We start from the raw sequence: 14,300 nt of genomic DNA on the forward strand, positions 1-14,300 counted from the left end.
AGATGGACAAGTTCACCACCCACACCGGCACCGCCGTGCCGCTGCGTCGGTCCAACGTGGACACCGATCAGATCATCCCCGCCGTGTACCTCAAGCGGGTGACCCGGACGGGTTTCGCCGACGGGCTGTTCAACGCGTGGCGGGAAGATCCGGAATTCGTGCTCAACGATGACAGCTATTCCGGGGCGTCGATCCTCATCGCCGGCCCGGAGTTCGGCACCGGCTCCTCCCGGGAGCACGCCGTGTGGGCCCTGCGGGACTGGGGCTTCCGCGCGGTGGTGGCCCCGCGCTTCGGCGACATCTTCCGTGGCAACGCCCTCAAGGAAGGTCTGTTGCCGGTCGAGTTGGAATTGAAAGCCGTCGAAGAGTTGTGGGATCTGGTCGAGTCGGATCCGACCACCCCGGTGACCGTCGACCTGACCGCCCGCCAGCTCCGGGCGGGGGACGCCAGCTGGTCGTTCCCGCTGGACGACTTCAGCCGTTGGCGGCTGCTGGAGGGCCTGGACGACATTGGACTCACCCTTCGGCACGCCGCCGACATCGACTCCTACGAGGCGCGTCGACTGCCGTTCCTGCCCTCCGTGGCATAGCCGTATGCCCGCTCACACAGCGAATTCCACCCCCATCGGTCCAACCGGTGGGGGTGAATCCGTTACGACACAAGGGCTTTTTTCTACCGAATGTTTGTGTCTCGGCAGCACAGGGCATAACGTGCGCGCAGAATGGCTCGCGTCGAGTCAGTTGCACAATCGGGAGGAAGTCGTGAACAAGGCCGAGCTCATCGAGGCGCTCGCTGTTCGCCTGGGGGACCGGAAGATGGCGACGGCCGCGCTCGACGCGGTCCTCACCGAGGTCCAGGCGGCAGTCACCAAGGGCGAGAAGGTGGCGATCACCGGATTCGGAGCATTCGAAAAGCGTGTACGTGGCGCGCGAACAGCGCGCAACCCTCGTACCGGCGAGGCGGTGAAGGTCAAGAAGACGTCAGTCCCGACCTTCCGCGCTGGCGCCGGGTTCAAGGAGATGGTGGCCAGCGGCAAGGTGCCGAAGGCCACGGTGGCGACGAAGAAGGCCGCCACCAGCACCGCCACGGCCAAGGCGGCCGGCACCAAGGCAGCCGGCACCAAGGCGGCTGGCACCAAGGCTGCTGGCACCAAGGCGACCGCGGCCAAGACGGCCGCCAGCAAGAAGACCGCCCCGGCCAAGGCGAGCAAGAGCACCACGACGGCCAAGACGGCCGCCAGCAAGAAGACCGCCCCGGCCAAGGCGAGCAAGAGCACCACGGCGACCAAGACGGCCGCCAGCAAGAAGACCACCGCGGCGGCGAAGAAGACCACCGCGGTGACCAAGTCGACCGCGGCGAAGAAGACCACCGCGGCGGCGAGCAAGAGCGCGGCGGCCAAGAAGGCGCCGGCGAAGAAGGCTCCGGCCAAGAAGGCGGCCAGCAAGCGCTGACCGACCTGTTCCGAAAGGGCGTCCACCCGTGGGTGGGCGCCCTTTGGGCGTACGGGGACCGTTGACCCGCTCGCCTCGCTCGCGCAGAATCGCCGTGCCGGTCCCCCTCCGCCGGCCCGTCGACGCGAAATGGGGCGCCGGTGCGCTACCGCCAGCTCACCACCGGGACGCTCGCGCTGGGCGTCATCCTGCTCATCGACGTGCTGCGGGTCTGGCTGCCCGGCATCATCACCATCTTCGGCCAGGCGGCGTCCACGCCGGCCGAGCTGATGGGCGCGTTCGCCCTCGGCTGGTTCGTGCTCGCGCTGGGCGCACCCGCTGTGGTCCGCCGGGTCGGCGCCCGCCCCGTCACGGTCGCCGCCGCCGTTCTGCTCGCCGTCGCCCGGCTCGCGCTCACCGCAACACCCGGCGGGCGTACGCAGCTCTGGTTGGCCACCGCCGGGCTGCTCGCCGGGCTGGTCTGGCTGGTCGGCGTCGCCGCCGACACCGACCGCCCGGTTCCGGGGCTGGCGTTGGGTTTCGCTGTCAACGCGGCCCTGCACGCGGTGTTGGACACCGTCGACATGGTGTGGCGGGGCGGCTGGTTGGCCTGGCTGCTCAGCTCCGTCGCGGTCGTGCTGTTCGTGCTCGGGACGGCGCAGCCCGGCACCCGTGCCGATGGCGTGACCGGTACCGGTGGGGTGCGGGCCTGGCTGCTGGCCGGGCCGGCGCTGCTGCTGGCCGCAATGGTGGCGCTCTCCCCGGCGCTGGCCCGGACCGGGATGTCGTACCTGGTGGCCGGGGACGGGGTGGCTCGTTCGCCGCTGTTCGGCCTGGCGCCGGTGCCGGTGGCGGTCGCCGGGTTCCTGTGTACCGCGTTGACCCGACCGCCCCGGGGGTGGAGCCGTGCGTACGGGCCGGTGACGCTGCTGGCCGGCGCGGTGCTGTTCGCCCTTGACCGGGGTGACCTGCTCCTCCCGGCCATCCTGCTCGCGGCAGTCGGTCTCGGTGCCTGCCTCGCGCTGACCGACGACGCCAGCGGCCCGGACGGCGACACCAGCAACGCCAGCGACACCGCGAGCGCCAGCGACACCAGCAACGCCAGCGCCAGAGCGGCCCGCCGGGGGTACGCGGTGGCTGCCGGCATGCTCGTCTTCGCGCTGGGGGCGGTCGGGTATTACTCCGCCTACGACCTCGGCTACCCCAACGCGGCGGTGCCCGTGGTGGTGGCCGGGCTCGTCGCCGTCGTGGCGTTCGCCGCCCGTCCCGTCGTGCACCGGCTCCCCGGGCCGTTTCCGCCGCTACGGGCCGCCGCCGCGGTCACCGCGCTGGCCCTGCTGGCGCCGGTGTTCGCCGACGACATCCCGGTGGCCAGCAACCGGGACGGCCCGCCGGAGCGGCTGACCGTGGTGGCCTACAACATCCGAATGGGTTTCGGGCTGGACGGTCGGTTCGACCTGCCCGGCCTCACCGAGGTCGTCGAACGGCAACGACCCGACGTGGTGCTGCTCAGCGAGGTGGACCGCGCCTGGCTGCTCAACGGTGGGCACGACACCCTGGACCTGCTGGCAGGCCGGCTGGGTATGCCGTACGTCTTCGGGCCGGCTGCCGACCCGGTCTGGGGTGACGCGGTGCTCAGCCGTTGGCCGATGCGCGACCCGCGCAGCCTCCCGCTGCCGAGCGTCGGGGCGCCCACCGGTGCGCAGGCCCTCGCCGTCACGCTGGACCTGGGTGACGGTGTCCGTACCGCCGTGGTCAGCACCCACCTGCAACCGCCACCGGGGCGGGGCCCTGTGGTGCAGGCCCGCGCGGTCGCGGACTTCGCCACCCGGTACGCGGCCGGCCGACCCCTGGTTGTCGCCGGCGACCTGAACACCGAGCCCGGCGACGAGGCGTACGCGCAGTTCACCGACGCGGGCCTGGCCGACGCGTTCGCGGCCGCCCGACCGCTGGCGACCAGCCCGGCGGACGACCCGCGCCAGCAGATCGACCACATCTTCGTCTCGCCCGGCCTGACTCCCGGCGGCCCGGTGGCGCCTCGCAGCACGGCCAGCGACCACCTGCCGGTCGCGGTGACCCTGACCCTCCCGCCCCGCTGAAACGCCCTACAGGCGGTCGACGGCCAACAGGCGGTCGGCGGTGAAGGCAAGCAGCCAACCGCCGCCCTTGGGCGTCGTGAAGTCCTCGTCGGTGCGGCCGGTGAGCTGCTCCAGGGCGCCCGGCAGCACCTTGCCCTGGCTGCACACCGCCACCTGTCCACCGGCGTTGGCCAACTCCAGCAGCCGGGCGGCGGTGGCCAGGATCTGCTCGTCGCTCTGCTGGCCGGGCTGGGGTTCGTCCAGGTCGCCGCAGATCTCGATCGGCAGGTCGAGCAGCGCCGCCGCCGGGTCCAGTGTCTGCACGCACCGTCGCGGTGACGCCGACACCAGCCGGGACGGCCGGATCAGGGCGACCAGGTCGGCCAGGGCGCTCGCCTGGGCCCGTCCCTCGCCGTCCAGGGGCCGCCCGACGTCCGGGCCGGACCAGGTGGCCCGCTTGCCTGCGTGCGCGTGCCGGACCAGCGCGACAGTCGCGGTCACCGGCGGCAGCGCGGCGAACGCCGCCAGGACCTCGGCGTCGTGCGGGTAGCTGACCAACCGGATCGCGTCGTCCACCGCGAGCCAGCGCATGTCGTCCACCTCGGTGTCCGGTTGGAAACCGCCGCTGGCCACAGCGAGCATCGACCAGTAGTCGACGAGCTTGGCCTGCCCCTCGCTGCGGTACCGCACCGACGGCAGCCGGACCTGCGGTACGCCCCGCACGTCGGACTCCTCGGCCACCTCACGGACCGCTGCTGCCAGCGCGTGCTCACCCGGCTCCAGCTTGCCCTTCGGCAGCGTCCAGTCGCCGTAGCGGGGGCGGTGCACCACACAGACGCGTACGCCGTCGGGGGTCGGCCGCCAGGCCACCCCGCCCGCCGCCCGGATGCCGATCACGGCAGCCAACTGGTCCGCCGTCGCCGGGTCGCCCGGTGCCAGGCGGCCGGTAGGAGGCCGCGCGTGCGGCGTACCGACCCGCGTTCCCGTTCGGCGAGCCGCCCGGCGGTGACCGCCAACTCGTGGTCGTCCGGCCGCTCGGCGGCGATCTCCAGCCAGGTGTCCGCCGCGACTGCCGCATCCTGGTGCTCGCCGAGCACGTCCTGCACCCGGGCCAGGGCGCGGGACAGTCGACGCGCACCCTTGCCGACCGTCGGTGCCACGGCGTTGACCGCGTAACGGGCCTGTTTGGCCTCCTTGCGAACGGCGTGCCAACTGTCGTCCGGCGACTGTGCGTCGAGCCCGTCGACCCCGTCCGGCCCGGCCAGCCGCGCCCACGGCCGGGCCACCAGCGCGGGCAGCGCCTGACCCGCGGGCGCCGCCGCCCTGCGGGTCAGCCGGGGCGCGCGGGCGGCCAGCACCAGGGAATCCACCAGGGCCAGGTAACGCGCGGAGCGCAGCGCCTCGTCGATGGCGGCGTGCGCCGTCCGCTGCCGTTGGGCGAGCACCTCGTCCAGGCGGTCCACCGCGCCCTGGTCGAGCGGGCTGAGCGGGTCGGCGTCGGCGGTGCGGCGCAGCCGTGCGCGCAGCACCTCGGCATCGCGGGCCGCGCCGAGGACACCGGCCAGCCAGCGCAGCTCGTCACGCAGCGGACGGGACCACGTCTTGCGGAGCAGTGGCCTGAAGGTGCGCAGGTCACTGCGCAGGCGTCGACAGGCGACCCGCATCTGGTGCACGGCGGTGTCGCCACCGGCGGCCGGGGCGCGCAGCCGGACCAGTGGGTCGTGCGCCAGCAGCCGGCGGATCTCCTTGCGGACCGCTTCGGTCACCACGTCGCCCGCGCTCGCCTCGGCGGTCAGCCCGGCCGGCGCGACCAGGTCCGGATCGGCCTGCGCCGTCTCGCCCAGCGCCCGTACGTGCTTCGGGGTGAACGATCCACCCCGGGCACCAGCCTCGCGCAGCACCGCGCCGATCCGGTCGAGCAGCTCGCGGTCGCCAGCCTTGCGTTCCGCCTCCACCTCGCGGAACGTGTCGGTGGTGGCGTCGGAGTCGTCCAGCACGGTCACCCGGTCGTCCACCACCTCGGCGAGCACCGTGCCGGCCTTGTCACACACCTCGTACGCGTGCCGCACCGTCCGCACCACAGTCACCGGGGCCAGCGGCGCCCCCCGGTGCAGGACGGTGACCAGCTCCACCAGCTCCGGTGGTGGCCGCCCCTTCGGCCCTGGACGGGAGATCTCGTGCCGGACACCCTGTGTCCCGGTCGGCAGTTTCACCGTCCAGGGCAGCTCGTCGCCCTTGCGGTGGCGCAGCGAGGCACCGGCGCGGGCCAGCCGCAGGTCGACGGTGTCGAGATAGCGGGCGACCAGCGTCACCGGTGGCAGCGCCCGGACCCGACCCCCGGCCGGGGCCGTGGCGGTCAGGTCCGGCAGCACGTAGGCGTCGTCCACCTCGTACTTCTGCTCCTCCTCGACCATCAGCTCAGCCTATGCGCTGATCGTTCAGCCGGCCGTGCCACCGACGCGGCGCAACAACAGTTCCTGCAGATGCACCCGGGCGTTGTCGTCGACGCTGGTCCGCCGGGTCCAGCTACCGTCGCCGGCCAGCTCGAACGCGTCCACGTCCGGGCTCATCGCGGCGGTCAGCACGTGGTCCAGCTCGGCACGGGCGATCGGGTCGGTCACCTTCACCAGCGCCTCCACCCGACGGTCCAGGTTGCGGTGCATCAGGTCGGCCGAGCCCATCCAGAACTCCGCCTCGCCGTTGTTGCCGAAGCGGAAGACCCGCGAGTGCTCCAGGAAACGGCCGAGGATCGAGCGGACGCGGATGTTCTCCGACAGCCCGGGCACCCCGGGACGCAGCGTGCACATGCCCCGGATGAGCAGGTCGACGTGGACGCCGGCCTGGGAGGCCCGGTACAGGGCGTCGGTCACCCCCTCGTCGACCAGGGAGTTGACCTTGAACTGGACCAGACCGGGCATGCCCAGTCGGACGTGCGAGATCTCCCGCTCGATCCGCTCGATGAGGCCGGTGCGGATGCCCTGCGGGGCGACCAGCAACCGCCGGTAGGCGGTCTGCCGGCTGTAGCCGGTGAGGACGTTGAACAGGTCGGTGAGGTCGGCGCCGATCTCCGGGTCGGCGGTGAGCATCCCGAAGTCCTCGTAGAGTCGGGCGGTCTTCGGGTGGTAGTTGCCGGTGCCGATGTGGCAGTAACGGCGGATCTGGTTGCCCTCCTGGCGGACCACCAGCGCGGTCTTGCAGTGCGTCTTCAGGCCCACGAGGCCGTACACCACGTGGCAGCCGGCGCGTTCCAGCGTGCGGGCCCAGCCGATGTTGGCCACCTCGTCGAAGCGGGCCTTCACCTCCACCAGCACCACCACCTGCTTGCCGGCGGCGGCCGCGTCGACCAACGCGTCGACGATCGGGGAGTCGCCGCTGGTGCGGTAGAGGGTCTGCTTGATGGCCAGCACGTTCGGGTCGGCGGCGGCCTGCTCGATGAAGCGCTGCACGCTGGTCGCGAACGAGTGGTACGGGTGGTGCACCAGGATGTCCCCGTCGCGCAGTGTGGAGAAGACGCTGCGCGGCACCTCGCCCTCGGCGAGCCGGGGGTGGGTGGAGGGCACGAACGGCGGGTCCTTGAGGTCCGGCCGGTCGGCCTCGCCGTAGACCTGCCACAGCGCGGACAGGTCCAGCAGTCCGGGCACCCGCAGTACGTCCTGGTCGTCCATGTCCAACTCGCGGACGAGCAGCTCCAGCACGTGGTCGGAGATGGACGCGGCCACCTCCAGCCGGACCGGTGGACCGAACCGCCGCCGGGCCAGCTCCCGTTCCAGGGCCTGCAGCAGGTCCTCGTCGCGGTCCTCGTCGACCTCCACCTCGGCGTTGCGGGTGACCCGGAACAGGTGGCACTCGACCACCTGCATGCCGCTGAACAACTGCCCCAGGTGCACTGAGATCAGGTCTTCCAGGGGCAGCATCCGCACGCCCGGCTGACCCCTGTCGACCCGGACGAAGCGGGGCACGTTGTTGGGCACCTTCACCCGCGCGAACAGCTCGGAACCGCCGTTCGGGTCGCGGACCGCCACCGCCAGGTTCAGCGAGCGCCCCGAGATGTACGGGAACGGGTGCGCCGGGTCGACCGCGAGCGGGGTCAGCACAGGGAAGATGTGCTCCCGGAAGTAGGTGCGCAGGCGTTCCCGCTCCGGGTCGCCCAGCTCGCCCCAGCGCAGGATGCGGATGCCCTCGTCGGCCAGCTTGGGCAGCACGTCGTCGACGAAGCAGGCGGCGTGCCGGGCACCCAGTGCCGCGGTGCGCTCGGCGATCAGCTCCAACTGGGTACGCAGGGGCAGCCGGTCCCCGCCGCGCACCGGCAGGCCGGCGGAGAGGCGCCGCTTCAGCCCGGCGATCCGCACCATGTAGAACTCGTCCAGGTTGCTGGCGAAGATCGCCAAGAACTTGGACCGTTCCAGCAGTGGGGTGCGCTGGTCCTCGGCCAGGGTGAGCACGCGGGCGTTGAAGTCGAGCCAGGAAAGCTCCCGGTTGAGGAACCGGTCCTCCGGCAGCGGCGCCGGCGGCTCGTCGTCCTCGTCATCGGCGCCGGTCGGTAGGTCGCCGGGCAGGACCTGGTGGACGCCATCGGCGGTCGGGCCGGCAGCCTCGACGCTCGGCGTGGGGTCGAGGACCTCGTCCAGCCCGGAGGAGGCGGCAGCCGGGTCGTCGGCGAGGGTGTCGGCGCGGGCGGCGCTGGCCCTCTCCGCGCGGGACGGGCGGAAGCGGCCGTCGGTGCCGCGTACGCGGGAGCCGTTGCGGAGGTCGGTGGTGGGCGGGTGGGCCGGTTGCTCGCGAGGGGTGCTCACCCGCTCATAATCACCCGATTACGGTGAACGCAAAATGAACTTGGGCTCGCCGGCTCAGATCATCGTCGGCAATGTCACCCGGACGACCTCTCCGTCGGGATCCGTGTCGATGCGGACCCGCTGGCCCAGCCGGAGCAACCGCAGCCCGGAGGCATCGAAGGCCCGCGCGGGGAAGCGCATCTCGGTGCCGTCGTCGAGCAGCAGCACCCCGCTGCGTGTTGCCGCGTCATAGCTGGCCACCGTGCCCTGCATGCTGGCACCGTACACCCGGGGGTCACCCGGCGGAGCGGGCCGGACGGCTGGCGGCGGCGACGAGTGCGGCGGTGCGCGGCCCCAGTCCGAGCCGGGCGGCGGCGGCCAGGTCCGCGGCGGTGTCCACGTCCCGGCGCAGGCTGGGCCAGTCGCCGGTCAGGGGCAGCGCCCCACTCGCCGCGTGCGCGACCGCCGAGCCCACCCCGAAGCGAGGATCCAGCGGCACACCCGGCGGGGCGGCGAGCAGCACAGTGCCGCTGCCGGGCGCGTCCGGCACGAACCGGCGTACCCCTTCCCGGCCGTTCTGCGCCGCGAGCAGCGCGCCGGCCAGCTCGGCCGGGCGCAGCGCAGGCAGGTCCGCGGTGAGCCCGGCCACCCAGCCGGCGGTGGTCCCGGCGGCACCGTGCCGGAACGCCGCGTTCAGGCCGGCGTCCGGCCCGTCGGGCAGCACCCGCGCGCCGGCGCCCAGCGCCGCCGCCGCGACCCGGGCGTCGTCGGTGACCACCAGGACCTCGGCGACCGCCGGGCAGGCCAGCACCGCGCGGAGGGTGTCGGCCGTCAGGGCCAGCGCCAGCTCCTCGTGCGGTACGCCGGACAGCGCGCCCCGCAGCCGGCTCTTGGCAGCAGCCAGATGCTTCACCGGCACCACCACGGCCCACCTCGGCTGACTCACGCCCGCAATCCTGCCAGCCGCACGGCGGGACCCTCGCTGGCCGTACCGGGGGCGAGCAGGCATGATTTCCGCTGCGGGTGTCGCGGGCGGGATCGCGGCGGGGTTGGGGCGCGACGAGGAGGCACAGTGGCACGGCGGAGGCTGGGGTTCTGGCAACGGTTCGCCGTGTGGCTGATCAAGCCGGTGATGACCGTGTGGACCCGGCGCACCTGGCGGGGCCAGGAACACCTCGGCGGCGACAGTGGCGTGATCATCGTGGCGAACCACATCTCGCACGCCGACCCGCTCGTCTCCGCGCACTTCATCTACGACTCCGGGCGCTGGCCGCAGTACCTGGGCAAAGCCAGCGTGTTCCGGGTGCCGGTGGTCGGCTGGATCCTGCACCGGTGCCTGCAGATTCCGGTCGAGCGGGGCAGCGTCGACGCGGTCCGCTCGCTGGACGCACTGGTCGCCGCGCTCGATCAGGGCGGTGCCGTGGTGATCTACCCGGAGGGCACCACCACCCGACAACCGGAGCTGTGGCCGATGAAGGCCAAGACCGGTGCCGCCCGGCTGGCCCTGGCCACCGGCGCACCCGTCGTACCGGTGGTGATGTGGGGACCGGAGCGGATCTTCGACCCCCGGACCAGCCGCGTCAACCTGCGCCCCCGGACCCCGGTGACCGTCGTCGCCGGAGACCCGATCGACCTGAGCCGGTGGGCGGACGCCCCGCCGACCCGGGCCACCCTCGAGGAGATGACGGACACCATCATGTTGCGGCTGCGGGACATGCTCGCCGAGATCCGTGGCGGCACCCCGCCGCCGCTGTGGGAACGACCGGCCCGGTCCTCCGTCCGGCACGAGCAGCAGGGCGACCTGGCATGACCGGCCACGTCGCAGTGCTCGGCGCCGGTTCCTGGGGCACCGCGTTCGCCAAGATCCTGGCCGACGCGGGGCGTGACGTGACAGTGTGGGCCCGCCGTGCGCCGGTCGCCGAGAGCATCCGGACCGAGCGCCGCAACCCGGAGTACCTGCCCGACCTGCTGTTGCCCGCCCGGGTCACCGCCACCGCCGACGCGACCGAGGCGATCACCGGCGCGGAGCTGGTGGTGCTGGCAGTGCCGTCGCAGACCCTGCGCGGCAACCTCGCCGAGTGGGTCGGACACCTGCACCCCGACTCCACCCTGGTGTCGCTGATGAAGGGCATCGAGCTCGGCACCACCAAGCGGATGAGCGAGGTCATCGTGGAGACCGCCGGGGTCGCCGCGGACCGGGTGGTCGTCGTGTCCGGCCCGAACCTGGCCCCCGAGATCGCCGCCGAGCAGCCCGCCGCGACCGTCGTCGCCGGGACGAACAGCCACCGCACCGCGCTCGTGCAGGCGTCGATCCGGACGCCATACCTGCGGCCGTACACCAACGACGACGTGATCGGCTGCGAGCTGGGCGGGGCCGTCAAGAACGTGATCGCCCTGTCGTACGGCATCGCCACCGCGATGGGTTTCGGCGACAACACCCGGGCCATGCTGATGACGCGAGGGCTGGCCGAGACCGCCCGGCTGGGCGTGGCGCTCGGCGCGGACCCGATCACCTTCGCCGGCCTCGCGGGAATGGGCGACCTGGTCGCCTCCTGCTCGTCCCCGCTGGCCCGCAACCGCACCTTCGGCGAGCACCTGGGCCGGGGCGAGACGCTGGAGCAGGCCCAGACGGCCACCCGGCAGACCGCCGAGGGTGTGAAGAGCTGCCTGGCGATTCGCGACCTGGCCCGCGCGCACGGTGTGGAGATGCCCATCACCGAGCACGTCGAGCGGATCTGCCACGAGGGGATGGACCCACGCCTCGCCGTGGAAGCCCTGATGAGCCGCACCGCAAAACCCGAGTCGTACGAGTGAGGAAACCGATGAGCGAGTTGGGAGACGGCACCCGCTGCGTACGCGCCGGGCTGCCGGAGCCGGCACCAGGGGACCCGTTCCTGCCCGGGCCGGTCTTCGCCGCGCCGTACCACCTCGACCCGTTCCAGGGCCAGGGCACGTCGCCGAACGGCTACGGTCGCCCCGACAACCCGACCCGGCGGCTCCTGGAGGCGGCCGTGGGCGAGTTGGAAGGCGGCGACTGCCGCGTCTTCGCCACCGGTCAGGCGGCCATCACCGGCCTGCTGCTCACCCTGCTGCGCCCCGGGGACACGGTGGTGCTGCCCTCCGACGGATACTTCCCGGTCCGGGCGTTCGCCACCGACGTGCTGGAGGGCATCGGCGTCCGGGTGCTGTTCGCGCCGACCGCCGGGCCCTACCCGTCGTTCGAGGGCGTCCGGCTGGTGCTGGTGGAGACGCCGGCCAACCCGGGCCTGGACGTGGTCGACGTGGCGGCCCTGGCGGAGAGGGCGCACGCCACGGGCGCGCTGCTCGCGGTGGACAACACCACCGCCACCCCGCTCGGTCAGCGCCCACTGGACCTCGGCGCGGACCTGGTGGTCGCCTCGGGCACGAAGGCGCTCACCGGCCACTCCGACCTGCTGCTGGGTTACCTGGCCAGCCGGTCCACCGAGCTGATCGGGGCGGTGACGACCTGGCGTACGACCACCGGGGCGGTGCCGGGAGCGTTCGACGCCTGGCTGGCACACCGGTCGCTGGCCACCCTCGATCTGCGGCTGGCCCGGCAGAGCGCGAACGCCGCCGCGGTCGCCGACCTGCTGGCCGCCCGGCCGGACGTGACGGGCCTGCGCTGGCCGGGGCGGCCGGGCGATCCCGCGTACGCGGTGGCCTCGGTCCAGATGCGTCGGATGCCGGGGGTGCTCTCGTTCGACCTGGGTAGCGCCGACCGGGTGGGCCGCTTCATCCAGGCCGCCCGGCTGGTGGCGGCGGCGACCTCCTTCGGTGGCCTGCACACCACGGCGGACCGGCGGGAGCAGTGGGGCGACGACACCACACCCGGCTTCGTCCGGCTCTCCTGCGGTGCGGAGGACACGGCCGACCTGGTGGCCGACATCTCCGCCGCCCTGGACGCGGCCGGGTCGGTCCGAGGAGGCTCGTGACGTCGGCGCCCCTGGCCGACCGGTCCGCGCTCGTGGGCCGGCTGCGTGCCGCCGGCTGCGTGTACGCCGAGGACGAGGCCGACCTGCTGCTGGCCGCCGCGGACACTCCGGCGGCGTTGGCTGAGCTGACCGACCGCCGGGTGGCCGGTGAACCGCTGGAGTACCTGCTCGGCTGGGCCGAGTTCTGCGGGCTGCGGATCGCCGTCGACGCTGGCGTCTTCGTGCCGCGTGGGCGGACCGCGCTGCTGGTCGAGGTGGCCGCCGAACTGACCGGCCCGGCCCCGGCCGTGGCCGACCTCTGCTGCGGCTCCGGGGCCACCACCGTCGCGCTGGCGCACCGGCTCGCCCCACGCTGGCTGGCCGGTGCCGACATCGACCCGGCGGCCGTAGCGTGCGCACGCCGCAACCTCGCCGGGCTGGACGCCGAGGTGTACGAGGGCGACCTCTTCACACCGCTGCCCCGGCAGTGGCGGGGTCGGCTGGACCTGGTGGTCGCCAACGCCCCGTACGTGCCGACCGACGCCGTGGCGCTGATGCCCGCCGAGGCGCGGCTGCACGAGGCCCCGGTGGCGCTCGACGGCGGGCCGGACGGGCTCACCGTGCTGCGCCGGGTGGGCGTGGGTGCCGCCTCCTGGCTGGCCCCTGGCGGACACCTGGTGGTCGAGGCCAGCGACGCCCAGGCGGACGTGCTCTGCGCGGCGCTCGCCGCCGCCGGGCTGGTGCCGAGCGCGCGACACGACGAGGACCTGGACGCCACAGCGGTGACCGCCCGCCGCCCCGACTGAGCCCGCTCGGGTGGCCGGGCGTAGCGGGGGAGGAGGGTTGGCACTAGCCTCGGCTCACACTCATGACGGCGGGAGGCGGTATCGGTGGGCAGCGCAGGTGTGCCGGTGGTCGTCGGGCTGGACAACGGCGGCACCAGCAACAACGCCACCGTGCTGACGGTGGACGGCCGCTTCCTGGTGGACGGGCTGTTGGAGATCCCCAGCGAGGTACGGGCCGGGCCGGAGGCGGCGATCGAGGCACTCGCCCAGGCGCTGGACGGCGCCCTGGCGCAGACCGGGGTGCCGCGCGACCTGGTCCAGGCGGTCGGGCTGGACACTCCAGGCCCCGCCAGCGCCGACGGCGTCATCTCGTCGCGGGGCTCCACCAACTTCTCCCAGCCGGCCTGGCGGGGCTTCGACGTGCGGGGCGCGCTGGAACGACGGCTCGGCCTGCCGGTCGTCTATCACAACGACGGCAACGCGGCGGCGCTCTACGCCCACCACGTGTACTTCGGCGCCGACGCGATGGGCCGCTCGTCGGTCTCCGCGATCGTCGGCACCGGCCTCGGCGGCGGTGTGGTCGAGAGCGGTCGGGTGATCGCCGGTGCGGCCGGAATGGCCGGGGAGCTCGGTCACGTGCACATCCCGCTGAACGGGCTGCTCAGCCCGGGGCAGCAGGAACCCACCTGTGCCTGCGGCTTCACCGGTGACGTCGAGAGCGTGGCCTCGCTGACCGGCATCGAGCGCAACCTGCTGCCGTACTGGCTGACCCGCTACCCCGACCACCCGCTCGCCGCCGAGCCGTTGGCCCGGGCGGCCAAGCTGGTTCGCGGGTACGGCGAACGGGGAGACGCCCTCGCACGGGACCTCTTCACCCAGCAGGCGATGGCGCTGGGCCGGCTGTTCACCGTTGCGGCGAACTTCACCGACCCGCACGCGTACTTCGTCGGTGGCGGGGTGGTCGAGGCGGCACCGGAGTTCCGCGACTGGTTCCTGGCGACGGTCCGCGAACACACAGTGCTCCGCGAGGAGCAGGCCGCGGTGGCCACCTTCGCGCTGGTGCCGGACCGGGACATGGCTGGCGCCCGGGGCGTGGCGATCGCCGCGCTGGAAGCCCTGCGCGCCGTCCCGGAGCCCCGCCCGCTGGTCGCCTGAGCCTGCCGGGCCTGGGCCTGCCACGCCTGGGCCTGCCACGTCCCTGGCCTGGCCCGCCGCGCGCCCTGATCGGCGGCGCGGCGGGCGGTCAGCAGGGGGCGGTGCCCGGTCCGGACTGCGGTGGCCCCAGGTCGGGTCAGCGGTGCG

At 73.4% G+C, this 14,300-nt stretch carries 13 protein-coding genes; 8 read left to right on the forward strand and 5 right to left on the reverse strand.

Annotation, left to right across the window (positions count from 1 at the left end; genetic code table 11):
* Positions 1–2: 2 nt before the first annotated feature.
* The 3 genes from leuD (at position 3) to FBZ33_RS05185 (ending at position 3,530) form a co-directional block, all read left to right on the forward strand.
* Positions 3–590: a 3-isopropylmalate dehydratase small subunit gene (gene leuD / locus FBZ33_RS05175; RefSeq protein WP_088946572.1), complete on the forward strand. Its 588-nt coding sequence runs from the start codon at positions 3–5 to the stop codon at positions 588–590.
* A gap of 172 nt (positions 591–762) precedes the next feature.
* On the forward strand, positions 763–1,452 hold the full coding sequence (locus tag FBZ33_RS05180; RefSeq protein WP_185755216.1) for an HU family DNA-binding protein: 690 nt from the start codon (positions 763–765) through the stop codon (positions 1,450–1,452).
* A 140-nt stretch (positions 1,453–1,592) separates the two neighbouring features.
* The gene (locus FBZ33_RS05185) at positions 1,593–3,530 is read left to right on the forward strand and encodes an endonuclease/exonuclease/phosphatase family protein (protein WP_141908187.1); all 1,938 of its coding nucleotides are present in this window, start codon (positions 1,593–1,595) and stop codon (positions 3,528–3,530) included.
* A gap of 6 nt (positions 3,531–3,536) precedes the next feature.
* On the opposite strand, the gene FBZ33_RS05190 is transcribed toward FBZ33_RS05185, so the two are convergent.
* Genes FBZ33_RS05190 through cofC form a run of 5 tightly spaced genes read right to left on the reverse strand, consistent with a single transcriptional unit; the run spans position 3,537 to position 9,227 of the window.
* Complete coding sequence (locus FBZ33_RS05190) at positions 3,537–4,415, reverse strand: NUDIX hydrolase (protein WP_141908188.1); 879 nt, start codon at positions 4,413–4,415, stop codon at positions 3,537–3,539.
* Positions 4,403–5,923: a CYTH and CHAD domain-containing protein gene (locus FBZ33_RS05195; RefSeq protein WP_141908189.1), complete on the reverse strand. Its 1,521-nt coding sequence runs from the start codon at positions 5,921–5,923 to the stop codon at positions 4,403–4,405. Before FBZ33_RS05195 ends, FBZ33_RS05190 begins: the two co-directional genes overlap by 13 nt.
* 24 nt (positions 5,924–5,947) lie before the next feature.
* Complete coding sequence (locus FBZ33_RS05200; RefSeq protein ID WP_141908190.1) at positions 5,948–8,302, reverse strand: RNA degradosome polyphosphate kinase; 2,355 nt, start codon at positions 8,300–8,302, stop codon at positions 5,948–5,950.
* A gap of 54 nt (positions 8,303–8,356) precedes the next feature.
* The gene (locus FBZ33_RS05205; protein ID WP_030335323.1) at positions 8,357–8,554 is read right to left on the reverse strand and encodes a cold-shock protein; all 198 of its coding nucleotides are present in this window, start codon (positions 8,552–8,554) and stop codon (positions 8,357–8,359) included.
* 22 nt (positions 8,555–8,576) lie between these two features.
* Positions 8,577–9,227, reverse strand: a complete 651-nt coding sequence (cofC, locus tag FBZ33_RS05210; protein ID WP_141908191.1) for a 2-phospho-L-lactate guanylyltransferase — start codon at positions 9,225–9,227, stop codon at positions 8,577–8,579.
* A gap of 126 nt (positions 9,228–9,353) precedes the next feature.
* On the opposite strand from cofC, the gene FBZ33_RS05215 reads away from it, so the two are divergent.
* The 5 genes from FBZ33_RS05215 to FBZ33_RS05235 all read left to right on the forward strand — a co-directional run bounded on the left by FBZ33_RS05215 (position 9,354) and on the right by FBZ33_RS05235 (position 14,153).
* A complete protein-coding gene (locus FBZ33_RS05215; protein ID WP_141908192.1) occupies positions 9,354–10,091 on the forward strand; it encodes a 1-acyl-sn-glycerol-3-phosphate acyltransferase in 738 nt (245 codons plus the stop codon).
* Positions 10,088–11,095, forward strand: a complete 1,008-nt coding sequence (locus FBZ33_RS05220; RefSeq protein ID WP_088946580.1) for an NAD(P)H-dependent glycerol-3-phosphate dehydrogenase — start codon at positions 10,088–10,090, stop codon at positions 11,093–11,095. Before FBZ33_RS05215 ends, FBZ33_RS05220 begins: the two co-directional genes overlap by 4 nt.
* 8 nt (positions 11,096–11,103) lie before the next feature.
* Complete coding sequence (locus tag FBZ33_RS05225) at positions 11,104–12,234, forward strand: cystathionine gamma-lyase (protein ID WP_141908193.1); 1,131 nt, start codon at positions 11,104–11,106, stop codon at positions 12,232–12,234.
* Positions 12,231–13,019 carry a putative protein N(5)-glutamine methyltransferase gene (locus tag FBZ33_RS05230; protein ID WP_141908194.1) on the forward strand — a complete coding sequence of 263 codons (789 nt, stop codon included), beginning with the start codon at positions 12,231–12,233 and terminating at the stop codon, positions 13,017–13,019. The genes FBZ33_RS05225 and FBZ33_RS05230 overlap by 4 nt, the downstream gene beginning before the upstream one ends.
* 84 nt (positions 13,020–13,103) lie before the next feature.
* Positions 13,104–14,153 carry an ROK family protein gene (locus FBZ33_RS05235; RefSeq protein WP_088946583.1) on the forward strand — a complete coding sequence of 350 codons (1,050 nt, stop codon included), beginning with the start codon at positions 13,104–13,106 and terminating at the stop codon, positions 14,151–14,153.
* Positions 14,154–14,300: the final 147 nt, after the last annotated feature.

It is taken from the genome of Micromonospora sp. A202 (genome assembly GCF_006715105.1).
Lineage (GTDB): Bacteria > Actinomycetota > Actinomycetes > Mycobacteriales > Micromonosporaceae > Micromonospora > Micromonospora zamorensis.